General features: G+C 29.9%; 26 protein-coding genes. 14 read left to right on the top strand and 12 right to left on the bottom strand.

Translation table 11 applies throughout. From position 1 onward, the window contains the following. Positions 1 to 38: 38 nt before the first annotated feature. A complete protein-coding gene (locus VBY68_RS02765; protein WP_099214435.1) occupies positions 39 to 389 on the bottom strand; it encodes a 4Fe-4S dicluster domain-containing protein in 351 nt (116 codons plus the stop codon). A 70-nt stretch (positions 390 to 459) separates the two neighbouring features. Between VBY68_RS02765 and VBY68_RS02760 the strand changes: the two genes are divergently transcribed. From VBY68_RS02760 to VBY68_RS02710, 11 genes are read left to right on the top strand one after another with little or no spacing between them, the layout of a single operon-like run. After that, positions 460 to 1,521 carry an acyl-CoA reductase gene (locus VBY68_RS02760; RefSeq protein WP_415268804.1) on the top strand — a complete coding sequence of 354 codons (1,062 nt, stop codon included), beginning with the start codon at positions 460 to 462 and terminating at the stop codon, positions 1,519 to 1,521. Between the two features lie 52 nt (positions 1,522 to 1,573). Next, positions 1,574 to 2,638 carry a 3-phosphoserine/phosphohydroxythreonine transaminase gene (gene serC / locus VBY68_RS02755; protein WP_415268803.1) on the top strand — a complete coding sequence of 355 codons (1,065 nt, stop codon included), beginning with the start codon at positions 1,574 to 1,576 and terminating at the stop codon, positions 2,636 to 2,638. Between the two features lie 44 nt (positions 2,639 to 2,682). Beyond that, positions 2,683 to 3,636 (top strand): D-2-hydroxyacid dehydrogenase, encoded by a 954-nt coding sequence (locus VBY68_RS02750; protein ID WP_099214438.1) that lies wholly within the window; start codon positions 2,683 to 2,685, stop codon positions 3,634 to 3,636. 3 nt (positions 3,637 to 3,639) lie between these two features. Further along, complete coding sequence (locus VBY68_RS02745) at positions 3,640 to 4,878, top strand: DUF1015 domain-containing protein (protein ID WP_415268802.1); 1,239 nt, start codon at positions 3,640 to 3,642, stop codon at positions 4,876 to 4,878. Between the two features lie 26 nt (positions 4,879 to 4,904). Beyond that, positions 4,905 to 5,573, top strand: a complete 669-nt coding sequence (locus tag VBY68_RS02740) for a YggS family pyridoxal phosphate-dependent enzyme (protein WP_099214440.1) — start codon at positions 4,905 to 4,907, stop codon at positions 5,571 to 5,573. Positions 5,574 to 5,606: 33 nt separating this feature from the next. After that, positions 5,607 to 6,704 (top strand): exonuclease domain-containing protein, encoded by a 1,098-nt coding sequence (locus VBY68_RS02735; RefSeq protein ID WP_273694337.1) that lies wholly within the window; start codon positions 5,607 to 5,609, stop codon positions 6,702 to 6,704. Between the two features lie 33 nt (positions 6,705 to 6,737). Beyond that, positions 6,738 to 7,553 (top strand): ion transporter, encoded by an 816-nt coding sequence (locus VBY68_RS02730; RefSeq protein ID WP_273694338.1) that lies wholly within the window; start codon positions 6,738 to 6,740, stop codon positions 7,551 to 7,553. After that, positions 7,554 to 8,462 (top strand): tRNA (adenosine(37)-N6)-dimethylallyltransferase MiaA, encoded by a 909-nt coding sequence (miaA, locus tag VBY68_RS02725; protein ID WP_273694339.1) that lies wholly within the window; start codon positions 7,554 to 7,556, stop codon positions 8,460 to 8,462. It begins immediately after the preceding gene. Between the two features lie 58 nt (positions 8,463 to 8,520). Beyond that, positions 8,521 to 9,024 carry an OmpH/Skp family outer membrane protein gene (locus VBY68_RS02720; RefSeq protein ID WP_273694340.1) on the top strand — a complete coding sequence of 168 codons (504 nt, stop codon included), beginning with the start codon at positions 8,521 to 8,523 and terminating at the stop codon, positions 9,022 to 9,024. 6 nt (positions 9,025 to 9,030) lie between these two features. Continuing rightward, the gene (locus VBY68_RS02715) at positions 9,031 to 9,852 is read left to right on the top strand and encodes a DUF1853 family protein (RefSeq protein WP_415268801.1); all 822 of its coding nucleotides are present in this window, start codon (positions 9,031 to 9,033) and stop codon (positions 9,850 to 9,852) included. Between the two features lie 42 nt (positions 9,853 to 9,894). Further along, on the top strand, positions 9,895 to 10,293 hold the full coding sequence (locus VBY68_RS02710) for a hypothetical protein (RefSeq protein ID WP_124588612.1): 399 nt from the start codon (positions 9,895 to 9,897) through the stop codon (positions 10,291 to 10,293). Positions 10,294 to 10,356: 63 nt separating this feature from the next. On the opposite strand, the gene yiaA is transcribed toward VBY68_RS02710, so the two are convergent. Continuing rightward, entirely contained in the window at positions 10,357 to 10,848 is a 492-nt protein-coding gene (yiaA, locus tag VBY68_RS02705; protein ID WP_124588610.1) for an inner membrane protein YiaA, read from the bottom strand. Positions 10,849 to 10,997: 149 nt separating this feature from the next. Here yiaA and VBY68_RS02700 point away from each other — a divergent pair, with 149 nt between their 5' ends. Next, the gene (locus VBY68_RS02700) at positions 10,998 to 12,512 is read left to right on the top strand and encodes a hypothetical protein (protein ID WP_415268800.1); all 1,515 of its coding nucleotides are present in this window, start codon (positions 10,998 to 11,000) and stop codon (positions 12,510 to 12,512) included. 61 nt (positions 12,513 to 12,573) lie between these two features. Here the strand turns inward: VBY68_RS02700 and VBY68_RS02695 are convergent, their stop codons facing one another. The 4 genes from VBY68_RS02695 to VBY68_RS02680 all read right to left on the bottom strand — a co-directional run bounded on the left by VBY68_RS02695 (position 12,574) and on the right by VBY68_RS02680 (position 16,106). Beyond that, on the bottom strand, positions 12,574 to 13,497 hold the full coding sequence (locus tag VBY68_RS02695; protein WP_099214446.1) for an EamA family transporter: 924 nt from the start codon (positions 13,495 to 13,497) through the stop codon (positions 12,574 to 12,576). Positions 13,498 to 13,618: 121 nt separating this feature from the next. Next, positions 13,619 to 14,293 carry a type 1 glutamine amidotransferase domain-containing protein gene (locus tag VBY68_RS02690; RefSeq protein ID WP_415268799.1) on the bottom strand — a complete coding sequence of 225 codons (675 nt, stop codon included), beginning with the start codon at positions 14,291 to 14,293 and terminating at the stop codon, positions 13,619 to 13,621. Between the two features lie 78 nt (positions 14,294 to 14,371). Then, positions 14,372 to 14,941 carry a Crp/Fnr family transcriptional regulator gene (locus tag VBY68_RS02685; RefSeq protein ID WP_415268798.1) on the bottom strand — a complete coding sequence of 190 codons (570 nt, stop codon included), beginning with the start codon at positions 14,939 to 14,941 and terminating at the stop codon, positions 14,372 to 14,374. Between the two features lie 10 nt (positions 14,942 to 14,951). Continuing rightward, positions 14,952 to 16,106 (bottom strand): class I SAM-dependent methyltransferase, encoded by a 1,155-nt coding sequence (locus VBY68_RS02680; protein WP_415268797.1) that lies wholly within the window; start codon positions 16,104 to 16,106, stop codon positions 14,952 to 14,954. 118 nt (positions 16,107 to 16,224) lie between these two features. On the opposite strand from VBY68_RS02680, the gene VBY68_RS02675 reads away from it, so the two are divergent. Together VBY68_RS02675 and VBY68_RS02670 are read left to right on the top strand one after the other, a co-directional pair. Next, entirely contained in the window at positions 16,225 to 17,691 is a 1,467-nt protein-coding gene (locus VBY68_RS02675; RefSeq protein ID WP_415268796.1) for a serine hydrolase, read from the top strand. A gap of 106 nt (positions 17,692 to 17,797) precedes the next feature. Then, a complete protein-coding gene (locus VBY68_RS02670; RefSeq protein WP_415268795.1) occupies positions 17,798 to 19,219 on the top strand; it encodes an amidohydrolase family protein in 1,422 nt (473 codons plus the stop codon). Positions 19,220 to 19,309: 90 nt separating this feature from the next. Here VBY68_RS02670 and hisIE read toward each other — a convergent pair whose 3' ends face one another. The 6 genes from hisIE to hisC all read right to left on the bottom strand — a co-directional run bounded on the left by hisIE (position 19,310) and on the right by hisC (position 24,255). Further along, positions 19,310 to 19,894 (bottom strand): bifunctional phosphoribosyl-AMP cyclohydrolase/phosphoribosyl-ATP diphosphatase HisIE, encoded by a 585-nt coding sequence (hisIE, locus tag VBY68_RS02665; RefSeq protein WP_415268794.1) that lies wholly within the window; start codon positions 19,892 to 19,894, stop codon positions 19,310 to 19,312. Continuing rightward, positions 19,891 to 20,643, bottom strand: coding sequence for an imidazole glycerol phosphate synthase subunit HisF (gene hisF / locus VBY68_RS02660; protein ID WP_415268793.1), 753 nt, complete (start codon positions 20,641 to 20,643; stop codon positions 19,891 to 19,893). The genes hisIE and hisF overlap by 4 nt, the downstream gene beginning before the upstream one ends. A 3-nt stretch (positions 20,644 to 20,646) precedes the next feature. Continuing rightward, positions 20,647 to 21,363 carry a 1-(5-phosphoribosyl)-5-[(5-phosphoribosylamino)methylideneamino]imidazole-4-carboxamide isomerase gene (gene hisA / locus VBY68_RS02655; RefSeq protein ID WP_415268792.1) on the bottom strand — a complete coding sequence of 239 codons (717 nt, stop codon included), beginning with the start codon at positions 21,361 to 21,363 and terminating at the stop codon, positions 20,647 to 20,649. A 13-nt stretch (positions 21,364 to 21,376) separates the two neighbouring features. Continuing rightward, positions 21,377 to 21,958 (bottom strand): imidazole glycerol phosphate synthase subunit HisH, encoded by a 582-nt coding sequence (gene hisH, locus VBY68_RS02650; protein ID WP_415268791.1) that lies wholly within the window; start codon positions 21,956 to 21,958, stop codon positions 21,377 to 21,379. A gap of 84 nt (positions 21,959 to 22,042) precedes the next feature. Continuing rightward, positions 22,043 to 23,176 (bottom strand): bifunctional histidinol-phosphatase/imidazoleglycerol-phosphate dehydratase HisB, encoded by a 1,134-nt coding sequence (hisB, locus tag VBY68_RS02645; RefSeq protein ID WP_415268790.1) that lies wholly within the window; start codon positions 23,174 to 23,176, stop codon positions 22,043 to 22,045. Between the two features lie 14 nt (positions 23,177 to 23,190). Next, positions 23,191 to 24,255 (bottom strand): histidinol-phosphate transaminase, encoded by a 1,065-nt coding sequence (hisC, locus tag VBY68_RS02640; RefSeq protein ID WP_415268789.1) that lies wholly within the window; start codon positions 24,253 to 24,255, stop codon positions 23,191 to 23,193. Positions 24,256 to 24,259: the final 4 nt, after the last annotated feature.

Here is a 24,259-nt window from a genome sequence, read left to right as displayed (position 1 = left end):
GATTTTTTTATTTCTTAACTCTAAAAGCCAAGACTTTATTATTCATTATGCATAAAACGTTGTTTCGCTAATAACTCTTCTTCTGTTTCTACATTATCTTCATCAGGAACACAACAATCAACAGGACAAACAGCAGCACACTGAGGTTCTTCATGAAAACCTTTACATTCTGTACATTTATCTACAACGATGTAATAAATTTCATCCGAAATTGGCTCTTGATCTTCATCCGCATTAGCAGATTTACCGTTTGGTAAAACTATATTTCCTGTTAAATCAGTTCCGTCAGCGTACTTCCAGTCATCTGCACCTTCGTAAATAGCTGTATTTGGACATTCAGGTTCGCAAGCCCCACAGTTTATACATTCATCAGTTATTATAATTGCCATAATTAATCTCTTTCAGTTTTGTAACTTTGCATTCGCAAAAATAGTTCCAATTTAATTTAGAACCAAATAAATGGATAGTATAAAAAGTAGAATTAACGCTTTTCATAAACTAGGAGAATTTTTAAGCCAGTTTTCTCAAGAGAAAATAGAGAAAAAAGAAGGTATAGAACATAACGAATTGTTTTTTGATGGATTTAAGCATCAACTAAAAATAGCAGGAGAAAATAACACATGGTTTACTAGAGAAAACCTATTGTTTTCTATTAAAAATTGGGCAAAAGCACTCACTTCTAATAATTTAACTCAATGGGTAGCTAACGAAGGTTTAGGTAAAAATAAAACTAAATTAGTAGCTGTTATTATGGCTGGAAATATTCCTTTAGTTGGCTTTCATGATTTTTTATCAGTTTTAATTTCAGGACACTCCGTATTAGTTAAACAATCTTCTAACGATAAGCACTTACTTCCTTTTTTGGCAAAGTATTTAGAGTATGTTGAGCCTGAGTTAAAAGGAAAAATTACGTTTACTGAAGAAAAACTAACAGGATTTGATGCTGTTATTGCCACTGGTAGTAATAATACAGCACGTTATTTTGAATATTATTTTAAAGATAAACCTAGTATCATAAGAAAAAATAGAAACTCTGTGGCTGTTCTAACAGGAAACGAGTCTGAAGAACAACTGCAAAACTTAAGCGAAGATGTTTTTCGTTACTTTGGATTAGGTTGTCGCTCAGTTTCTAAAGTATTCATCCCAAAAGATTATAATTTTGATGCTTTTTTCAACGGAATGTATCAACAACATGAAATCATTAATAATACTAAATATGCTAATAATTATGATTACAACAAAGCAGTGTATTTAATGAGTGAATTTGACATTCTAGAGAATGGTTTTTTAATGATTAAAGAAGATAAAAGCTACGCCTCTCCTATTGCTTCTGTTTTTTATGAGTATTATGAAAATGCAGATGATTTAAAAATTAAACTGTGGGAAGACAGAGATCAAATTCAGTGTATTGTAGCCAATAATTTTATTGAAAATGAAATAGCGTTTGGACAAACACAACATCCAAAGTTATGGGACTATGCCGATGGTGTAAACACACTAGAATTTTTAGCTAAAATTTAAAAGAGTCTCTATATAAATTTGCACCTTTGTGTAGCAAAACACAACAATACAAATGAAAAAACATAACTTTAGTGCAGGACCTTGTATTTTACCTGAAGAAGTGCTAAAAAAAGCATCTGACGCTATTATTAATTTTAATAATGACAATTTATCTTTAATCGAAATATCACACAGAAGTCAACCTTTTGTTGATGTAATTGAAAAAGCGAGAAATTTAGCATTAGAATTATTAGGACTAGAAAATAAAGGTTATAAAGCATTGTTTTTACAAGGTGGAGCTAGTATGCAATTTTTAATGGTTGCTTATAACCTATTAAACAAGAAAGCAGCTTACTTAAATACAGGAACTTGGAGTGACAAAGCAATTAAAGAAGCTAAACTATTTGGCGAATTAGTAGAAGTAGCTTCTTCAAAAGATAAAAACTTCAGTTATATACCTAAAGCATATGAAATTCCTACTGATGTAGATTATTTCCACTGTACTAGTAATAACACTATTTATGGAACACAAATGAAGAGTTTTCCAGAGACTTCTGTTCCAATGATATGTGATATGAGTTCTGATATTTTTTCTCGTGAATTGGATTTTTCAAAGTTTGATTTGATTTATGCAGGGGCTCAAAAAAATATGGGACCAGCTGGTACTACACTTGTTGTAATAAAAGAAGACATTTTAGGAAAAGTAGAACGTCAAATTCCTTCTATGTTAAATTATCAAATAATTATTGATAAAGAAAGTATGTTTAATACACCTCCTGTCTTTGCAGTATATACTTCCATGTTAACTTTGGAATGGTTAAAAGATTTAGGAGGTATCGAATTCATTGAAAAAGTGAATGAGAAAAAATCAGCGCTGTTATATAGTGAAATAGACAGAAACCCTTTATTTAAAGGAATCGCTGCTGTAGAAGACCGAAGCCATATGAATGCTACTTTTACCTTAGCTGATAAAAACTTACAAGCTAAGTTTGATAAAATGTGGCAAGAAGCCAATATCAATGGATTAAGTGGTCATAGAAGTGTTGGTGGTTACCGTGCAAGCATGTACAACGCCTTACCTTTATACAGTGTCCAGGCCTTAGTAGATGTAATGCAAGAATTAGAAAGAATAAGTTAGATACAACGTCATTTTTTATAATGGCATTTTTAATATAAAGAACGATGAAGATATTAGTGACCGATGGAATTTCCGCTAGCGGAATACAAGCTTTAGAAGACAAAGGCTTTGAAGTAATAAACACTAAAGTTGCACAAGAGCAATTAGAAAACTATATAAACGACCATACTATTGATGCTATTACAGTAGGTAATACTACACAAGTACGACAAGAGTTAATTGATGCTTGCCCAAGCATTAAACTTATTGCTTGTTTAGGAACCGAAATGGATAATATTGATGTTGATTATGCTATTGATAATGGAGTTCACGTTGTGAATAGCGAAGATGCTTCTGCTACTTCAATTGCGGAACTAGTATTTGCGCATTTATTCGGAATGGTTCGTTTTTTACATCAATCGAACCGTGAAATGCCTTTAGAAGGAGACATGCGTTTTAATGCTTTAAAAAAGCAATACTCACAAGGAACTGAATTAAGAGGTAAAACATTAGGAATTATTGGGTTTGATACCATAGGACAGGAAGTTGCAAAAACTGCATTAGCTTTGGGTATGGAAGTAATAGCTAGTGATGCTGAAGTAGATAATGCAACTATCACAATTCCTTTTTTCGATGGTCAATCAGTAGATTTCTTTATTGAAACAGAAACTATAGATAACCTATTATCAAAGTCAGACTTTATAACCTTACACCTTCCTGCACAAGAAGGATATGTTATCGAAACATCTTTATTAAATAAAATGAAAGACGGTGTAGGAATTATAAATACTTCTCATGGAGGTGTTTTAAATGAAGTTGATTTAGTTAAAGCCATAGAAAGCGGAAAAGTTAAATATGCAGGATTAGACGTTTTTGAAAGTCAACCGAGGCCAGAAATTCAACTATTAATGAATCCTGAAATATCGATGACACCTCATATCGGTGCTTCAACTGTTGAAGCAAAAGATAGAGCTGGAATTGAACTTGCTAATAAAATCATCGAATTACTAAGCGAATAATCTATGGCAATTGTAAAACCATTTAAAGCTGTTAGAGCCACTCGAGACAAAGTCGCTTTAGTATCTTCTAAATCATACGAAATTTATACCCCTGCGGAAATTGGAGCGAAACTCGATTTTAATCCATACACTTTTTTACATGTAATTAACCCAGGTTATAAATATCATAAACAAGATGTAACAGGAGAGCAACGCTTTAAATTGGTACACAATCGTTATTTAGAGTTTAAAGAAAATGAAGTCTTTAAGCAAGATGAAGTCCCAGCATATTATGTATATCAAAAAATAACTCCAAATGATAATTTCTGTGGAATAATCGCAGCAACTTCAGTTGAAGATTATCATAATGAAGTTATTAAAAAGCATGAAGACACTTTAAAAGAACGTGAATTACTGTTTGAAAACTATCTAAAAAATACAGGTTTTAATGCAGAACCTGTACTACTCACCTATCCTGATAATACTGTAATTAATTCTATTGTAAAAAAATATCAGAAAAAAAGAGCTGAGTATGAGTTTTCTACATCTGATAAGGATTTACATTTTTTATGGGTGATAAGTGATGAGAAAGATGTTGAAGAAATAGCTAAAGCGTTTAATGATGTTAACACCTTATATATTGCAGATGGACATCATCGTTCAACATCTTCGTGTTTATTAGCACAAAATTTAGCTGAGAACAATCCTAAGCACACAGGAAAAGAAGACTATAACTTTTTCATGAGCTACCTATTACCTGAAAGTCAGGTAAAAATTTATGAATTCAATAGATTTATAAGAGATTTAAACGGATTAACTCCTGAAGAACTTTTAATGGAACTTGACACCCATTTTAGAATTGAAAACCGTGGACAAGAACTTTATAGACCTAAAGAAAAACATCATTTTAGTATGTACTTAAATGGTGAGTTTTATGCATTGTATTTACGTAAATCAGCTTATAATTTTACCGATTGTTTAAGCGAATTAGATGCTTATATTTTATACACAACTGTATTAGAACCTATTTTAGGAATTGAGGATATAAGAAACGCTTCTAAAATTGTATACTCACAAGATAAATCTGACGGATTAGAGCTAAAAACAAAAGTAGATAGTGGTGAGTTTAAAGTTTCTTTTGGAATGTTACCCACTAACATTCAAGAACTAAAAACTATTGTTGATGCTGGTTTAATGATGCCACCGAAAACAACCTATATAGAACCAAAATTAAGAAGTGCTTTAACTATTTACGAATTTTAGGTTATAAGACCTGACAAACAACTATTATGATTACAGGAATTAAAGAAAATCTTCAAAAAATAAAATCAACACTACCAGAAAATGTAACGTTAGTTGCTGTTTCTAAAACCAAACCTATTGCTGATTTACAAGAAGCTTATGATGCTGGTCAGCGTATTTTTGGTGAAAATAAAATACAAGAAATGGTAGCTAAATACGATGAATTACCTAAAGACATAAAATGGCACATGATTGGCCATTTACAACGTAATAAGGTTAAGTATATGGCACATTTTGTTGATTTAATTCATGGTGTAGATAGCTTTAAAACATTAAAAGAAATAGATAAGCAAGCCAAAAAACATAATAGAGTTATTAATTGTTTACTACAAGCTCGAATTGCTAAAGAAGACACCAAATTTGGCCTACCATTTACTGATATTGAAGATATTTTAGCTTCAGAAGAATTCAAAGAGTTAAAAAATGTAAAAATAGTAGGCTTAATGGGAATGGCCACTTTTACAGACAACCAAGAACAATTACAAGAGGAGTTTTCATCATTAGCTAATTTCTTCAATAAAAATCAGGAAAAATACCCCGATTTATCAATTCTTTCAATGGGTATGAGTGGTGATTATGAGTTAGCCATACAAAATGGCAGTACTATGGTACGAATAGGAAGCTCTATTTTTGGAGTTAGAAATTATATTGCTTAGATTTACATAAATCAGCTTAAAAAAGGGAGAGATTTGTACGCTATTTTAGACATTGAAACTACTGGAGGAAAATACAACGAAGAAGGAATTACAGAAATTGCCATCTATAAATATGACGGACATCAAATTGTAGATCAATTCATTAGCCTTGTAAATCCAGAAAGAGATATTCAAGAGTTTGTTGTAAAACTTACAGGAATTAATAATAAAATGCTACGAAATGCACCTAAGTTTTATGAAGTAGCGAAAAGAATTGTTGAAATAACCCAAGATTGTTTCATTGTAGCACACAATGCTAATTTTGATTACCGCATTCTTCGTACTGAATTTGATAGGTTAGGTTATAAATACAAACGCAATACACTTTGTACAGTTACTTTAAGTAAGAAACTTATACCTGAATCTCCATCACATAGCCTTGGAAAACTATGTAAGTTTTTAGGAATTCCTATGTCAGATCGTCACAGAGCTACAGGTGACGCTTTAGCCACTGTACAATTATTCAAATTATTAATAGATAAAGATGTTGAAAAGAATATTATTCAACAATCTATAAAATACTTTGATAATAGACACGAAAAGTTTCGCATTCAAAGAATATTAGATAGTTTACCTGAAAAAGAAGGTGTTTTTTATGTTCATAATCATGAAGGAACTATCATTTTTGTTGGTAGAGGTAAAAACATAAAACAAGAAACCAACAAACTCTTTTTAAAAGAAACTAGAAAAGCTTTAAAAGTAATAAAAAGGGTAGCTAGGGTTTCTTACGAAGAAACAGGAAATATACTTTTTACGCGTTTAAAATACCATTTAGAGCTCGAAAAACTACGACCTAAGTACAATATCATACGAAAAAGAAAGATTACAGATAAAAGCTTTAATCACGATAATATGCTTATTATCGATAAAGGCAGAGCTCCAGAAGAACACGCTGTAATTTTAATTGAAAAAAACGAAGTTGTAGGATATACATATACCAATCTTGCATTTCAAGAAAACCAGTTGTCTATTCTAAAATCAATGCTCACTCCTATTGAACACAAGGAGCTAGCAAAAACAATAATTAAAAATTATTTACTAAAAAATAAAGTGTCTAAAATAGTACGATTACAAGTTGAAAATAATTTGTAATATTGCTATAAAGCATTCAAAAAAACTAATCTTTTGGATAAAAAAACACTTAATTGGAGAGATAAATTACATGAAGTAATCTACGAAGCTGACACGCCTGCTGGTAGACTATTTGATATTGTTTTATTATTTGCAATTTTAGCAAGTATTATACTAGTAATGCTTGAAAGTATAGAAAGCTTTGATAATAAGCATCATGATTTCTTATATATTTCTGAATGGATTATTACTTTCTTTTTTTCAATTGAATATATTCTTCGAATTATTTCAATAAAAAAACCAACAAAATATATTTTTAGCTTTTATGGTATTATAGATTTACTTTCTACCATTCCTATGTACCTAACGTTCTTTTTTGTGGGGACACATAGTAGTTTAATAGCTTTGAGAGCATTACGCCTATTAAGAGTTTTTAGAATTTTAAAAGTATCTAGATACATTGGAGAATCAAATCAATTAATCAAAGCATTGAACGCGAGTAAAGCTAAGATTGGGGTATTTCTTTATTTTGTATTGATTATTTGTATCATTTTAGGTTCTGTGATGTATTTTATTGAAGGGGCAGAAAATGGTTTTACAAGTATTCCTAGAAGTATTTATTGGTCAATAGTAACACTTACAACTGTTGGTTATGGAGATATTGCTCCTCAAACCGCTCTAGGACAGTTTATTGCGAGTATTACTGTAATTATTGGTTATGCTATTATTGCAATTCCTACAGGGATAGTAAGTTCTGAAATGACTAAAAAGAAGGTGCATCTAAATACACAATCTTGCCCAAATTGTTCTTATGATGGGCATAAAGATGATGCAGAATTTTGTTATCATTGCGGAACAAAACTGAACTAAATGTTACAAAAAAACACGTTAATTACAATTGTTGGAGCTACGGCTATTGGTAAAACAGCACTAAGCATTAAACTAGCTCAACATTTTAATTGTGATATTATTTCGTGTGACTCTCGTCAATTTTATAAGGAAATGACCATAGGAACAGCGGTTCCTGAACCTGAAGAATTAGCTGCTGCTCCACATCATTTTATCCAAAACAGAAGTGTTTTTGAAGATTATTCAGTAGGTCAGTTTGAAAAAGATGCTTTAGCTAAGTTAGATAAGTTATTTTCCCAAAAACCTATTCAAATTATGGTAGGCGGAAGTGGTTTGTATGTAGATGCTGTTTTAAAAGGATTAGACTATTTTCCTGATGTAGATCCACAAATAAGAATAGATTTAACTATCGAATTAGAGAATAAAGGAATAGAATATCTTCAAAAAAAATTAAAAGAACTTGATATTGAAGCTTACAATACGATTGCTATTGACAACCCACATCGATTAATCCGTGCCTTAGAGATTTGTATAGGAACAGGAAAAACATATAGTTCTTTTAAAAACAAACCAAAAACTCCTCGTAATTTTCAATCTATAAAAATTGGATTGACAGCCGATAGAGAAATTATGTACGACCGTATTAATCGTCGTGTAGATATTATGATTGAAAAAGGTTTGATAGAAGAAGCTAAAAAGCTACATCCTCATAAAAACCTAAACGCACTACAAACAGTAGGATATAGAGAGTTATTTGAATATTTTGAAGGTAACTTTACTAAAGAATTTGCTATTGATGAAATTAAGAAGAACTCAAGAAGGTTTGCCAAACGACAAGGAACATGGTTTCGCAAAGATTCAAACATTTTATGGTTTGATTTTCAAAAAGATGTTCAAAATATTATAAAAACTATTGAAAATAAACTTTAACGCTTTTTAAGAACACTAAAAAAATCACTTTTTTATATTTGTCAAAAAACAGAAATACATGAAACAAAAAATCACTTTTATACTAGCCTTATTTTTTATCGGATTTTCAAATGCTCAAACTAAAGTTGGAACGGTAAACAGCGAATTAATTATTAGTAAAATGCCACAAATGAAAGGAGTTTTACAACGAGTAGAAAATTATGGTAAAAAACTAGATTCTAGTTTTCAAATAAAAGCTAAAGAATATAAAGCAAAAGTAGATTCTTTTAAAGCAGAAGAAAAAATTATGACGGAAGACGATAAGAAAACAAGATTCCAAGAACTAAGAACGCTTGAACAAGAAATGGGTAAGTTTCGTCAAAATGGATCAGCAATGATGCAAATACAAAAAGAGCAAAGCTTACGTCCTTTATATAAAAAGTTGAGCGAAGTAATTGCAGAAGTAGCAAAAGCAAACGGATATACGCAAATTTTAACGACTACAGGAAATGAGTTTGGATACATTGATGAGCGTTTTGACATTACTCAATTGGTACTAGATAAGTTAGGAATTAAAGAGTAATTCTTTATGTATCAAAAACAAAAAGATTTACAATTACAATACGAAGGATTTTTAAAAACACCTTTTCTATGGCATGGAAAAGGTGTTTTTAATTTAGAACAATTTCATATTTCAATAACTCGAACAACTTCGTTTAATCAAGAAGTCACACAAAAACTACGTTTAGGTAAGTTGGTTGAACGCTTTGTTTCATTTGAATTAAATCAAGATACTTCTATATCAATCCTTGCTGAGAACATTCAAATTCAAAAAGAAAAAATTACTGTAGGAGAATTAGATTGTTTATTGTTAAAGGATAAGAAACCAATTCATTTAGAAATTATATATAAGTTCTACTTATATGATGCTTCTGTTGGTAATTCTGAAGTTGAGCATTGGATTGGACCAAATCGAAAGGATTCTCTTATTCAAAAGCTAACAAAGCTTCAAGAAAAACAATTACCACTACTCTACTCCAATCATACTAAAACTTATTTAGATGAATTAAAATTGAGTGTAGATAAAATAATACAACAAGTATATTTTAAAGCACAATTGTTTGTTCCTTTAAAGGATTTCGGAAAAAACTTTAAACAACTAAATAATGAGTGTATTTATGGGTTTTATATCTATCCGAAAGAGCTACAACAATTTTCCGATTGTAAATTCTATATTCCAACTAAACATAATTGGTTAGTAAATCCACATTCAAATATTAACTGGTTAACTTATGAAGCTTTTCAAAATAAACTTCATCAATTTTTAAACGAAGAAAATGCTCCTCTTTGTTGGCTAAAGAAACCAAATGGTGAACTTTTTAAGTTTTTTGTGGTTTGGTGGGGTAATTAGTGTATTTCAAATTACTTATTAAATTTGCCCACTAAAAAATCTATGAAATATTTCAAACTCTCTTTTTTACTTCTATTCACTTTAATCACATTCACATCTTGTTTTGAAGTAGAAGAAGACACTCCTTCTTGTATTAATACTGATATAACTTTTCAAGATGATTATTACAAATTAGAAGCTGAAGTTTATTCAAGTAAGTATATAGAAGTTAACCTAATAAATGAATGTAACTTGGATATAAAGGTTACTGGAATAAAGGTTGAAGGTCAACACCGTGAAGATTTTCAGGTTGAAAGTCTATCAATAGGTACAAGTATAACAACAGCTACTTACTTTAATATTGTTTTTACCCCTACACAATTGGGAACTAGAAAAGGAATCATTATAATAAGGCACGAAGCGGGTGAATTAGTAGTTAACTTATCAGGTGAAGGAATATAACTTTTAATAATAAAAAACGCTTAGAAATGATTTTCTAAGCGTTCTATTTATTATAAATTAAGACTATTCACTACCTTCTTTTTCTTCTATTTTATTTATATACTCTAAATCTCTAGTGTTTTTTTGTACAGAAATGGCTGCATAAACACTTAAAGAAAAAGACATTGCATAAAATCCTTTTTCACTTAATAATAAGTTTGCATTCCATAGTCCAACTACGAGTAAAACTATAGAAGCAACGGTTGTAAACCAGCTAATACTATAGTAAATCTCTGTTACTTTTATTCCTTCTAACCTATCTCTAACAGATTTTTGAACAGATATTACTGAGAATAACGCGAACAATAAAACCGTAAAATAATAACCTTTTTCATTAAGTTCCATCTCTACGTTCCATAAACCAATACAATAAGAAGAAATTCCTATTAGTAATGCTACCCATGACGCACCAATATAGGCTGAAGTTGGTTTTTGATTGTATACTTTTAATGTTTTCTTTTTTTCTTTCTTTGTTTTCTTGTTTTGATCTAACGACCATTCTGATTGATTATTCATAACTTTTAGTTTTTAATTATGCTCAAAAATGCTTCATTTTGAAAGATTCATAAAAACATTATTAATAAAAACCTAACGATATAATTCACAAATTAAACTTAATAATCGCTATATTTACTAATGAAAATACAATTATATATAACGATTAAATGAATCAACTTCATAGTATAATCTCTTCTTTTTCTATAGAAGAACAGCAACGTTTTATGTTATTTTTAGAAAAGAGGAACAAAAGAGTAGATACCAAAAACATTCAATTGTTTAAAATAGCTCAAAAAGGAGAAACTTCTACAAAACTTATTTGTGAAGAATTATACGGTACTCAAAAAAAAGAAGCTTTTTATACGCTCAAGCAACGTTTGTATGAATCGTTAATTGATTTTATAGCCAATAATAAAATCCAAGGAGAAAACTCTGTAGACATGCTTTTGATAAAGTATATTTTAGCTGCTAGAGATTTTTTACTTCATAAAAACAACAAAGCAGCTTATAAAATTTTAGATAAAGCCGAAGTAATTGCAAAGGAATATCAACTATTTTCTATTTTAAATGAAATATATCATACCAAAATTCAGTATGCACATACCAATCCCAATATAAACTTAAATGAAACTATTACATACTTCAAAGAAAATCAAAGAAACCTTTTTTTAGAAGAAGAATTAAATATTGTATACGCAAAAGTTAGAAACACATTAAAAGTAAGTCCACATAAAAAGAGCTTAGATTTTCATTCATTAATTAATACACTTTTTGAAGAACATCAAATTAATGTACAACAAGATTTATCTTTTAAATCTCTTTATCAACTGATTTCCATCGTTAACATTTCAGCTTTTATACATAAAGATTATTTAAAAACGGAAATCTTTTTAACCGAGACTTATCGCCTACTGAATGAAAAAAAAGGAAAAGAAAAACAGGTATTCTATCATATTAGGGTTTTGTATTTAATTGCTAATACTCTTTTTAGAAATAAAAAATTCAAAGAATCATTAGAGTATTTAAATAGTATGCACTCTTATATGTTACATAATAAAAAAAAGTATTTTAATAGTTTTTATTTGAACTATACCCTATTATTAGCTCTAAATTATAATTACACTAATAATCAAGAAATTGCTATTAAATTATTAGAAACTGTTTTGAAAAAAAAGCATTCTGATATAAAAACTATTTTAGAAATAAAATTAAGCCTAATTACATTTTATTTTCAGAGTAATGAGTTTAGGAAAGCTTTGCAATTATATAATACGTTTTATCATTCAGATCAATGGTATATTGATAAAGCTGGAATTGAATGGACTATAAAAAAGAATTTAATTGAAATTCTATTACATTTAGAATTACAAAATATAGATTTATTTGAATCTAGATTATTAAGTTTTAAACGAAAACATATTCAATTTTTATTAGAGATTAATCAAGAAAGAGTAATCACATTTTTAAAATTAGTTGAACAGTATTATAAAAACCCAGACATAGTAACTACTTCTGATTTTTTCAACTTAGTAGAGAATTCATTTGTTTTTGTTGGAGCTAAACAAGAAGATATTTTTGTAATGAGTTTCTATGCTTGGTTAAAAAGTAAAATGACACAACAACCTATTTATGACGTTACTTCAGCTTTAATAAAAGAAGTACAACTTCAAAGTCCACACTAAAAACTTTAATTTTTTAATATTAGAGAACAACTCTTTCTTTAAGAATATAAAGTTAAACTGCTTATACTTTTTGTGGTTTCGAAGTTACTTTCAATTTTGATATTCGTTTTCTTGAAGTAATAAAATAAACTCCTGATAATAATACAATAGATGCTATTACCGATTGTGTTGTTAAGGTTTCATCTAAAAAATACCACCCTAAGAATAAGGCTACAACTGGATTTACATACGCTGATGTCGATACTTTTTCCGTTGGAACAATTTTTAATAAATAATTAAAAGATGTAAATGCAACAATACTTCCAAAGACAATTAACAAAAACATAGCTCCTTGCGCTTTAAAAGACCAATCTAAAGGAGAAGACCAAGTTTCTTTTAATAAAAAAGAACCTATAAAAAGAAAAAATCCTGCAAATAGCATTTGATAACCTGTACTTACAAAGAAGTTTTTAGGAAGCGTAGCTTTTGCCACAAAAACACTACCGTAACTCCAACTTAATACGCATGAAAAAATCATAAAGATTCCTATTAGCATATCTTTTGAAGTCGTAATTTCATTTTGACTTACTAACAAATACATTCCTATAATTCCTAAAACAACTCCAATAATAGATTGTCTTTGCATCTTCTTTCCATCAATTAAACGTAGGAGTAACAATACAAATAATGGTTGTGTTGCCGCTAATAAAGCACCAAAACCACTATCTACAAATTTTAATGCCCACACAAACATCCCATTTCCATACACTAAAAAAAGAAAACCAGCTATCGCAGAATTTAAAAGTTGCTTTTTAGTCACTTTTATTTCTCTTTTTAAAAGTTTAGCTATTAGCATGATTAGCGCTCCCGATATAGAAAAACGAATAGCTGCTAATAACAATGGTGAAACTTCAGTAACAACAATTTTATTCAGCAAATAGGTTGATCCCCAAATAACATAAATAGCTATAAAAGCAGCTATAACAAGCGGTTTAGATTCTTTCATTTTATCTATATTCTAATGCGCTAAAAGTACGATAAAACCTTTTTGCTTGTTCTTGAAAAAGAAAAAATCGTTTGAAAATATTTTCAAACGATTTTTTTCTTAAACACTCACTATTTAATAGTTATAATTTTGCAAATAATTTTTCTGCAACTAATTCTGATGATGCTGGATTTTGTCCGGTGATTAAGTTTCCGTCTTCAATCACATACTCTTGCCAGTCTCCTGCTTTGCTATAAATACCACCATTATTTTTTAATTCATCTTCTACTAAAAACGGTACAATTGAAGTTAATTGCACTGCATCTTCTTCTGTATTAGAAAAACCAGTTACTTTTTTATCTTTAACTAAAGGATCTCCATTTACTTTAGCGTCTTTTAACACAATAGGTGCATGACAAACTGCTCCTACTGGTTTATTGTTTGTATAAAAAGTTTCTATTAAAGCTACAGAGTCTTTATTTTCAGCTAAATCCCATAAAGGTCCATGTCCTCCAGGGTAAAAAATTGCATCATAATCACCTTCTTTAACTTCACTCAATTTCATTGTGTTTGCTAATACAGCTTGAAGTTCTTCATCTTTATTAAAACGATGTGTAGCAGGTGTTTGAAAATCTGGTTCGTTACTTTTTGGATCAATTGGCGGTTGTCCTCCTTTTGGAGATGCTAAAGTTACTTCTACTCCTTTATCTTTTAATAAATAATAAGGTGCTGCAAATTCTTCAATCCAAAATCCTGTTTTTTCTCCTGTATCTCCTAGTTTTTCATGACTAGTAAGTACAAATACTACTTTTTTCATATTATTTATATTTTTTAAGTTACCTCAAAATTAGTATATGAAAGTTGAAAAAAAATTGATGTATGGTAATAAAGGCCTTTATAAAGTTTCTTTTCGTATTCTACTTAAACTTTCTGTTGTTATTCCTAGGTAAGATGCTAAATGATAATTTTTAATTTGCTGCTCTATATTTGGGTACGTTTGTAAAAATAGATGATATCTTTCTTTTGCAGATAACACTAAATTATTTAAAATTCTTTTTTGAAATCTTACCGTTGAACGTTCTAACTTTTTTCTAAAAAAATGTTCTATTTTGGGTACTTTTTCATAGATATTATCCAAGTCTCTCTTGGCTACTTTTAACACAGTAGCATCTGTAATACACTCAATAGAAAGTACGGATTCTGATTCAGAAAAATAACCTATATAATCACTAATCCACCAGTCGTTAATAGCAAATTGTATCGTATGCTCTTTTCCTTTAGCATCCATAAAAAACGTTCGTAAACAACCTTTTATCACATAATATTGGTAGTATACTTTTTCATTCGTTTGTAATATGGTATCGCCTTTTTTATACGTTACCTCCGAAAAAATACTCTCAACTACTTTTAACTCTTCATTTTTTAGCTGAAGATTTTTAAATACATTACTAACAGATGTACTCATTATAAAAACATTATAGCAATCCTTCTAAATAGTGTTGCTCAATTTGATAAGCTTCTTTTAAATCTGAAATTTTAGCTTCAATACGTTTTTTATCTACTTTTTTAGATGATTTAGCACCAATTAGCATTACATTTTTACGCGTGTGCTCATTGCTTATAAACTCAAAAACCTTGGTAGTATAATTGTTTTTCTCTAAAATTAAAGCACGAATAGTATCGGTAATCATTTCAAACTGACGTTCCTTAAAAATTCCATATTTTAATAAAGGGCTCTCCTGCTCTTTTCCTTTCACTTGCTGACGGATTTGTTTATGACAGCACGGAGCACAAACAATCAATTCTGCTTTGGAAACCAAACCTTTGTAAATAGCATCATCGGTCGCCGTATCACATGCGTGTAAAGCGATTAAAATATCTATTTTATTGTTATCGTATTCCTGAATTGGTTGTGCTACAAAAAGTAATCCTTTAAAATCACACTTTTTGGCAATATCATTACAATAATCAACTAAACTCTGGCGTAACTCAATACCTGTTACACTGGCAGTATATCCTTTTTGATTGACCAAGTAATCGTACAATGCAAAAGTTAAATAGCCTTTTCCTGAGCCCATATCTACAATATTGATATGCTTAGGTAATTTAACTGATTGTATTTGCGCTTCAATAATCTCTAAATACTTATTAATTTGGCGGTATTTATCTGCCATTTTAGGAATTACTTTTCCTTCTTTATCCGTTACCCCCAAATGATATAAATATTCGCTGTTTTCAGCTCTTTTTTCTTTGGGCTTATCATGAGTTTCTGGTAACTTGTTTTTAAAACTAGGCTGTGTAGTTTTATAACTTACTTTTTTCTTTTTAGAAATAAAGACTAGCAAATCATTTTCTAATGTAAATAATGTCGCCGCTCTAAACTTTTCTGAAAGTAAATGAGTTAGTTCTTCAATACTTTCTTCAAACGAATAGTTTTTTGTTTGATCATTTGTTTTATATCGATATAAAAACTGAAAACAAACGTCTCCTTTCAACGTTATCTGGCGAACGTATACATTCGATAATTCATCACTTTTACGAATTGGTTTACTTAAAGTTAATTTTACAAAATTATTTTTTTGTATGCTATTTTGAAACTCAGTAAACAGTTGATGTAAGGCTTCTTTCATATTACAAAAATAGACAATCAAATTTGTTTAGTAACAAATAAAAAGTGCTATCATTTCCATTAAAACTGCAACGCTAAATAAAAGTTATCGTTTCTATTAAAACAAATAACGAAATACTATGAAAAAATTAATCACACTTTCTTCCCTTTTACTATTATTATTTAGTTTTTCTTGCTCTAACCAAAAGAAGGAAAACAATACTGCTACCATTAAAAATGAAATTGACTCTTATTTAACAAAAGCTATGGAGCTACATAATATTCCTGGATTAGCTTTAGCAGTAATTAAAGATGATGAAATAGTTTATAAAAATTATTTTGGCGAATCATCTTTAGAAAATAACAAACCGGTTAATGAAAATACATTATTCAGAGTTTTTTCAGCGACAAAGCTTATAACTTCCACAGGAATATTTCAGCTTATACAAGACAAACAGCTAAGTTTAGAAGATAAAATTTCAAAATACATAAATGATTTACCACAACAATGGCAAGAGATAAAAATTGAAAATTTACTAAGTCATTCTTCTGGTTTACCTGATATTATAAGATATAAAAGTACATTAACTGACGAGGAATTAATGAAAAAACTATTTAATGGCAGAATGAATTTTGCTATTGGAAATCAGTTTCAATACAATCAAACAAACTATTGGTTACTCGCTCAAATTATAGAGAAAGTTACAAAAATGTCTTTTGATGATTATATTCTTAAAAATCAGTTTGATAATTCTACAAATGGAGTTTTATTTTCTTCTAACTCGCTAGAAAATATTCCAAATCGTGCTACAAGATATTTTTATAATGAAAAGACAAAAGAATTTGAAAAAGACACAAATAATAGTGGTGTAAGAGGACATTCAGGAAACGGGCTAAACATCACTCTTAAAAAATTCATTGAATGGAACAAGAAATTGGACGACGATATCTTGTTAAGTGATAAGATGAAAACAGAAATGTGGGAACCTTTCAGTTTTACGAATCAAAAAGACCATTTTTTACATGGTTGGAATAGCATTCAAGTAAACGGATTAAATTCTTATGGATTTTCGGGTGGAAATTTAGCTGCATTTAGAAAATTCACAGATAATAATACAACGATTATTTTATTGTCTAACGGTTATAAAATACCAGCTTATGATATTATTATTAATGATATAGCAAGAATTTCAATCCCTGAACTTAAAGTAAAAAAGTTAACAAAAGAGGAAGATGTTATGAGTTTTGTTATTCGTCATCAACTTAACGAAGCTATTCAATCATTCAAAAAGTTAAAAGAAGAAAATCCAAATTCAGACTTTGATAACTTAAAATGGAATGTTAACAGTATAGGTAATTCTTATGTTTATAGTAAAAATAACATTGAAAATGCTATTGATGTATTTAAGTTTAACGCCGAAGTTAATCCTAATTGGTGGGTATCAAAAGCGAGTTTAGCTGAAGCTTATGAAATGAAAAATGATAGTCTTAAGGCAATTAAAAACTATAAAAAAGCAATTCTACTCAATGAAAGCAATGAATGGAATTATAATGAGCAAATGAAAAACAAAATTGCAGAATTAAAAAATAACATAATAAACATATAAGTAAATCAATGGCTGAATTTAGTATTTAAAAATTCAGTCATTTTTTTAAATATTGGTTTCTTGTAACATTTTTTATTCTAAAACGTCTTCAAGAAAACTAAACTGTATGAAATATCTAAAAATTAGTAATTTATTATTACTCCTATCAATATCTTTTTTACTACTTAATTGTACAAAAAGTAATAAAACTAAAACTGAAAAAGAAAGTAATGTTTATGTTATAAAAAACGTCAATGTAATACCAATGACGAAGAATAGTAACGTCATTGAAAATGCTTTAGTGGTAATTCACAATAACAAAATAAAGTCTATTAATGATTCTATCCCTTCTAAAGCAACAATTATTGATGGAAAAGATAAATGGCTTATTCCTGGACTAATTGATATGCACGTACATACGCTGAGCAATGGTAGTTTTTCTCAAGGATATGCAACTAGAGGTTCTACAGTAAACTTTAACACACAGAACTTAATGACTCCATACGTTGCTAATGGAGTTACTACAGTATTTGAGTTAAGTGGAAGGCTTGGACACTTTTCGCAAAGAGATAAAATAATGGAAAAAAGTGTTATTGGGCCTCGTATGGCAATAGCTGCTGTAATTGATGGTAAAGGCAATGAAATAAAGGCTACCACTCCTATAGAAGGAAGACAATCGGTTAGAAATGCTAAAGGTTTAGGTTATAGGTTTATAAAAGTTTATACCTGGTTAAACGAAGAAACTTTTAAAGCTGTTATTGATGAAGCTGAAAAACAAAATATGAAAGTTGTTGGACACATTCCTACAGCCTTTGAAGATAAACCTGCTGAAGATTTATTTGTACCTCATTTCGGACTCATAGCACATGCCGAAGAATTATCGAAACAGACGAATGATTATAGTTATGAAAAAGCGCAAGAATTTGCTCGTTTAGCCAAAGATAATAATACTTGGTTAATTCCGAACTTATTAAACATGGACTGGATTTCAAAACAGGCTGAATCATTAGAAAGTATTCAAAACTTACCAAGTTTAAAGTATGTACATCCTCTTATGAAAAGTAAGTGGTTAAACTCGAATCGTTATTATGGAGCTTCTCCCAAATTAATTGAATTCTACAATAAACAAAAAGATTTTCATGCACAGATTGTAAAAGCTTTTAAAGAAGAAGGTGTGCCTATGCTCGCAGGAACAGATGCTGGTATTTCTGGAATTGTTTGGGGATTTTCTCTTCATGATGAATTGGAACTATTAGTAGAAGCTGGATTAACAACTAAAGAAGCCTTAGCTTCTGCAACTAGGTTACCTGCTGAATGGTTAGAAATTGGTAATAAATTAGGGACTGTTGAAACAGGGAAGTTTGCTGATTTAATTTTACTAGATAAAAACCCATTAGAAAATATTAATAACACACGTACAATATCTGGTGTCTTCGTTGATGGAAAATGGCTTGATAAAACTAAAATCGATACTATGCTTTTAAAAGTAGCCAAATGGAATGATACTCATAAAGAAAAATTTCAATGGAAAAATAGGAAGAGTTTATAGCTCTATAATCAACAATATACAATATTACAATCCAAATAGAAAGCTTTATAAAGCTTTCTATTTGGATTGTAACATAATTAACTAAGCTTGTTAATTTCTACTTTTTAAAACACCTTCTATATCAGTAATCGTAAAACCTTTAGCTTTTAGTAAGATTAAATAGTGATATAACAAATCGGCGGCTTCGTTTTTAAATAATTCATCATTGTTGTCTTTCGCCTCGATGACTACTTCTACAGCCTCCTCTCCTACTTTTTGAGCCACTTTGTTAATTCCTCTTTTATAAAGTTTATTAGTATACGATGTTTCTACATTATTATCTATTCTATCAGAAATAATACTTTCTAACGAGTACATAAAACCTTTAGAAGTTTCTCCTCCAAAACAAGAAGTTGTTCCTTTATGACAAGTAGGTCCTTCAGGAGTAGCTTTAATCAACAAAGTATCATTATCACAATCTACCTGAATATCTTTTACCCATAAAAAGTTTCCTGATTCCTCACCTTTTGTCCAAAGTCTATTTTTACTTCGGCTATAAAAAGTAACTTTTCCCTCTTTTTTCGTTTTAGTAAAGGCTTCTTCATTCATGTATCCTAACATTAGTACTTGTAATGTGGTATTATTTTGTATTACTACTGGAACCAATCCATTTCCTTTTGAAAAATCTATATTCATCGTATAGCTATGTTTTGTTTTTTTAATTCGTTTTTTAGTACGGGTACCGGTATTTCACCAAAGTGAAAGATACTAGCAGCCAATCCTGCACTGGCTTCTGTTTTTGTAAAAACTTCTATAAAATGCTCTACCTTTCCTGCTCCTCCTGAAGCTATTACAGGAATATTTACCGTTTTACTCACTGCATTGGTTACTTCAATGTCAAATCCGTTTTTGGTACCATCACTATTCATAGAAGTTAATAATATTTCACCAGCACCTAATTTTTCTACCTCTTTTGCCCAATTCACAGTCTCTAATTCGGTTTCAAAAGTGCCTCCTTTAGTGAATACTTTCCATTCTCCGTTTACATTTTTAGTATCAATGGCAACCACAACAAACTGACTTCCGAATCGATTTTTTAAATCAGTAATTAATTGCGGATTTTTAACTGCGGAAGAATTGATACTTACTTTATCTGCTCCGGCTTGTATTAAGGCTATAGCATCTTCTACAGTGCTGATTCCTCCACCAACAGTAAATGGAATATTAATTTCTTGCGCAATTGTTTTTACCAATTCAACCAAGGTTTTTCTATTCTCTAAAGTAGCTGTAATATCTAAAAATACTAATTCATCTGCTCCTTGTTTTACATATTGTTTTGCTAATTCTACTGGATCTCCAGCATCCTTAATATCAATAAAATTAACTCCCTTTACAGTTCGTCCGTTTTTTATATCCAAACATGGGATAATTCTTTTCTTTAACATCTCTTAGCTTATAAATTCTTGTAATTCTTTTAAACTTATGTTTCCTTCATAAATAGCTTTACCTACAATGGCTCCTTCACAACCAATTTCTTTTAATCGATGTAAATCATTGATATTGGCTACTCCTCCACTCGCTATTAAGTTTACTGAGGTTTTACTTAAAATTTCTAAATATAAATCTAAAGAAGCACCTTGTAACATTCCATCTTTAGCTACATCTGTACAAATAGTATTTGTAATACCTATTTCTTGATATTCACTTATAAATTCAACAACATCAACTTCTGAGGTTTGCAACCAACCATTGGTCGCAATTTTTCTGTCTTTACAATCTGCTCCCAAGATTATTTTATCCATACCATATTTAGTCAACCACCCAATAAAAACATCTGGATCCTTTACCGCTATACTTCCTCCTGTTATTTGATTTGCGCCACTTTCAAATGCGATTCGAGCATCTTCATCTGACTTTAAACCTCCTCCAAAATCAATTTTTAAATTGGTTTTTGTTGCTATTTGTTCTAATACTTTGTGATTTATAATTCGGTTAGATTTTGCGCCATCTAAATCAACAACATGTAAATATTCTATTCCGTTTGCCTCAAATTCTTTAGCTACTTCTAACGGATTTTCATTGTATATTTTTTTTGTGTCATAATCGCCTTTAGTTAAGCGGACACATTTTCCTTCTATAATATCTATTGCAGGTATAATTCTCATTTTTAATCTCTTTTTATAACTCTAAAAAATTATTCAATAATTGCTCTCCAACATCTGCTGATTTTTCTGGATGAAATTGCATTGCATAAAAATTATCTTGCTTCATAACAGTACTGAAAGGAAGAGTATAATCGCAAGTTGCCAGTGTATTTTTAGATACTTCTGCATAATACCCATGAACGTAGTATACATCATCTTCTAGAGCTATGTTTGTAAACAGTTTAGATGATTTTAATTCAGAAAAATTATTCCACCCCATATGTGGTACTTTTTCTTTTGGTGGGAACTGTTTTGTACGCGCATCAAAAATGCCCAAACATTTGGTATCTCCTTCTTCTGAATATGTACACATTAGTTGTAGTCCCAGACAAATTCCTAGTACAGGCTGTTTTAGGGAAACAATTAATTCATCAAGATTTCTTTCTTTTAAGTATTGCATTGCTGAACTAGCTTCTCCAACCCCTGGAAATATTACTTTATCTGCCAATTGTATTTCTTCTGGACTATCGGTAATAATACTTTCGTACCCCAAGCGAGTTAGAGCATTTTGTACCGATCGTATATTTCCTGCATTATATTTTATAATAGCTATCATATTTTAATTATGAATGATGAATTTTTAATTACAAATTATTTTCTCGTACTATTGAGTAATTCATAGTTTTTAATTCGTAATTGATTACAGAACTCCTTTTGTTGATGGTAAAATCATCTTCTCTACATCTCTTTTTACAGCTACTTTTATCGCTTTTGCAAAAGCTTTGAAAATAGCTTCTATTTTGTGATGTTCGTTAGTACCTTCTGCTTTGATATTTAAGTTACATTTAGCACCATCTGTAAACGACTTAAAGAAGTGATAAAACATTTCCGTAGGCATTTTACCTATCATTTCTCGTTTAAAATCAGCTTCCCAAACCAACCAGTTTCTTCCACCAAAGTCAATAGCTACTTGAGCTAAGCAATCATCCATTGGTAAACAGAATCCATAACGTTCAATCCCTAGTTTATTCCCAAGTGCTTTATAAAACACTTCTCCTAATGCTATAGCTGTATCTTCAATAGTATGATGCTCATCTACTTCTAAATCCCCTTTTACTTGTATATTCAGATCCATTTGACCATGACGCGCTATTTGATCTAACATATGATCGAAAAAAGCAATACCCGTATCAATCATACTTTTCCCTGTTCCATCTAAATTTACTTCTACTTTTATTTGAGTTTCATTGGTGTTTCTTTCAATAGAGGCAGAACGTTCTTCCAACTTTAAAAATTCATAAATCGTGTTCCAATCGTTACTCTCTAAAGCTATAAAACCGTCTAATTCTTCTCTTTTTACAGTAATTTCATCAGTTCCTAAATTCGTTTCATCATTGATATAGATAGCTTTGCTTCCTAGGTTTTTAGAGAGTTCTACATCGGTTAAACGATCACCTATCACAAAAGAATTTTTCAAATCATACTCTTTAGAGAAGTATTTTGTTAATAAGCCAGTATTTGGTTTTCTTGTAGGTTGATTGTCTTTAGCAAATGTTCTATCAATAATTTCTTCTGTGAACTCAATACCTTCTTCTTTTAAGGTGTTCATCACAAAGTTGTGTACTGGCCAAAACGTGTTTTCTGGATATGCTTCCGTTCCTAATCCATCTTGGTTCGTGACTAACACTAATTCAAAGTCGAGTTCTTTGGCTATTTTACTCAATCCTTGAAAAACTTTCGGATAGAATTGTAATTTCTCAAATGAATCTGTTTGTTCATCTGCTGGTTCTTTGATTAAGGTACCATCTCTATCTATAAATAATATTTTTTTCATCGTCCTTTTAAAATTTAAAGTGAATTTTCAACTTTATCAGATGTAACATTTAATTCTTTTAATGCTGTCATTAATTTTTTGTTTTCTTTCTCACTTCCTATTGTAATTCGTATGCAATTATTTACCAAGCTATTCCTGTTTCTCGTTATAATTTTTTGCTCTACTAATTTGGTATACAATTCATTCGAATTTGTAACCTCTATTAGTATAAAATTAGCATCTGAAGGATATACTTTTTTAACCAGTTCAACTTCCCCTAGCTGCTTTTCTAATTTTTCCTTTTCATTAAGAATTATATTTTTTTCAATTTCAAACTGAGCTAAATTATCTAGCTTATTAAGCACAGCTTCTTGATTTAAAACACTAATATTATAAGGAGGTTTTACCTTGTTGTATAGATCAATAATTTCTTGATTAGCATACGCTACTCCAACTCTAACACCTGCTAATCCCCATGCTTTACTAAAGGTTTGGCTAATAATTAGATTTGGATAGTTTTTTAATTGATTTATAAAAGATTCTTTAGTGCTAAAATCAATATAGGCTTCATCAATAATTACAATTCCTTTGAATTTACTAAGAACAAACTCAATTGTTTCATTTTTAAAACAATTTCCTGTTGGGTTATTTGGTGAGCAAATGAATATTAATTTTAAATTTTCATCTTCTAAATAACGTTCTAAAACACCTGTATTTATCTGAAAATCTTTATTTAGGGCTAATTCAATCAATTCAATATCATTAATGGCTGCGGAAACATTATACATTCCATAAGAGGGTGTAAAAGTTAGTGCTTTGTCTTTCCCTGGATTACAAAATATTCTAAATGCTAAATCAATTACTTCATCACTTCCATTTCCTATAAAGATTTGATTCTCATTTACACCTTTAATTTCAGACAATCGTTTTTTAATTGCTATTTGTTGTGGGTCTGGGTAGCGATTCAAGGTACCAAATGGATTCTCATTGGCGTCTAAATACACTTCAGCAACTCCTTTGAATTCATCTCTAGCAGAAGAATAGGCTTTTAATTGCTGAATGTTTCGACGTACTATATTTTTTAAGTCTAGTTTTTTCATTATT

The organism is Tenacibaculum ascidiaceicola (assembly GCF_047470925.1).
GTDB classification, from domain to species: domain Bacteria; phylum Bacteroidota; class Bacteroidia; order Flavobacteriales; family Flavobacteriaceae; genus Polaribacter; species Polaribacter discolor.
This window is presented reverse-complemented; position numbering and strand designations above follow the sequence as displayed.

Coding starts and splice junctions, on each gene's coding strand:
- VBY68_RS02690 (WP_415268799.1), bottom strand. CDS start 14,293: ATGAAAAAAGTAGTATTTGTACTTACTAGTCATGAAAAACTAGGAGAT.
- VBY68_RS02740 (WP_099214440.1), top strand. CDS start 4,905: ATGATTACAGGAATTAAAGAAAATCTTCAAAAAATAAAATCAACACTA.
- hisF (WP_415268793.1), bottom strand. CDS start 20,643: ATGTTAAAGAAAAGAATTATCCCATGTTTGGATATAAAAAACGGACGA.
- VBY68_RS02680 (WP_415268797.1), bottom strand. CDS start 16,106: ATGAAAGAAGCCTTACATCAACTGTTTACTGAGTTTCAAAATAGCATA.
- VBY68_RS02675 (WP_415268796.1), top strand. CDS start 16,225: ATGAAAAAATTAATCACACTTTCTTCCCTTTTACTATTATTATTTAGT.
- VBY68_RS02710 (WP_124588612.1), top strand. CDS start 9,895: ATGAAATATTTCAAACTCTCTTTTTTACTTCTATTCACTTTAATCACA.
- VBY68_RS02765 (WP_099214435.1), bottom strand. CDS start 389: ATGGCAATTATAATAACTGATGAATGTATAAACTGTGGGGCTTGCGAA.
- hisIE (WP_415268794.1), bottom strand. CDS start 19,894: ATGAATATAGATTTTTCAAAAGGAAATGGATTGGTTCCAGTAGTAATA.
- yiaA (WP_124588610.1), bottom strand. CDS start 10,848: ATGAATAATCAATCAGAATGGTCGTTAGATCAAAACAAGAAAACAAAG.
- hisC (WP_415268789.1), bottom strand. CDS start 24,255: ATGAAAAAACTAGACTTAAAAAATATAGTACGTCGAAACATTCAGCAA.
- VBY68_RS02715 (WP_415268801.1), top strand. CDS start 9,031: ATGTATCAAAAACAAAAAGATTTACAATTACAATACGAAGGATTTTTA.
- VBY68_RS02685 (WP_415268798.1), bottom strand. CDS start 14,941: ATGAGTACATCTGTTAGTAATGTATTTAAAAATCTTCAGCTAAAAAAT.
- serC (WP_415268803.1), top strand. CDS start 1,574: ATGAAAAAACATAACTTTAGTGCAGGACCTTGTATTTTACCTGAAGAA.
- VBY68_RS02750 (WP_099214438.1), top strand. CDS start 2,683: ATGAAGATATTAGTGACCGATGGAATTTCCGCTAGCGGAATACAAGCT.
- VBY68_RS02700 (WP_415268800.1), top strand. CDS start 10,998: ATGAATCAACTTCATAGTATAATCTCTTCTTTTTCTATAGAAGAACAG.
- VBY68_RS02695 (WP_099214446.1), bottom strand. CDS start 13,497: ATGAAAGAATCTAAACCGCTTGTTATAGCTGCTTTTATAGCTATTTAT.
- VBY68_RS02760 (WP_415268804.1), top strand. CDS start 460: ATGGATAGTATAAAAAGTAGAATTAACGCTTTTCATAAACTAGGAGAA.
- VBY68_RS02670 (WP_415268795.1), top strand. CDS start 17,798: ATGAAATATCTAAAAATTAGTAATTTATTATTACTCCTATCAATATCT.
- VBY68_RS02745 (WP_415268802.1), top strand. CDS start 3,640: ATGGCAATTGTAAAACCATTTAAAGCTGTTAGAGCCACTCGAGACAAA.
- hisA (WP_415268792.1), bottom strand. CDS start 21,363: ATGAGAATTATACCTGCAATAGATATTATAGAAGGAAAATGTGTCCGC.
- miaA (WP_273694339.1), top strand. CDS start 7,554: ATGTTACAAAAAAACACGTTAATTACAATTGTTGGAGCTACGGCTATT.
- hisH (WP_415268791.1), bottom strand. CDS start 21,958: ATGATAGCTATTATAAAATATAATGCAGGAAATATACGATCGGTACAA.
- hisB (WP_415268790.1), bottom strand. CDS start 23,176: ATGAAAAAAATATTATTTATAGATAGAGATGGTACCTTAATCAAAGAA.
- VBY68_RS02720 (WP_273694340.1), top strand. CDS start 8,521: ATGAAACAAAAAATCACTTTTATACTAGCCTTATTTTTTATCGGATTT.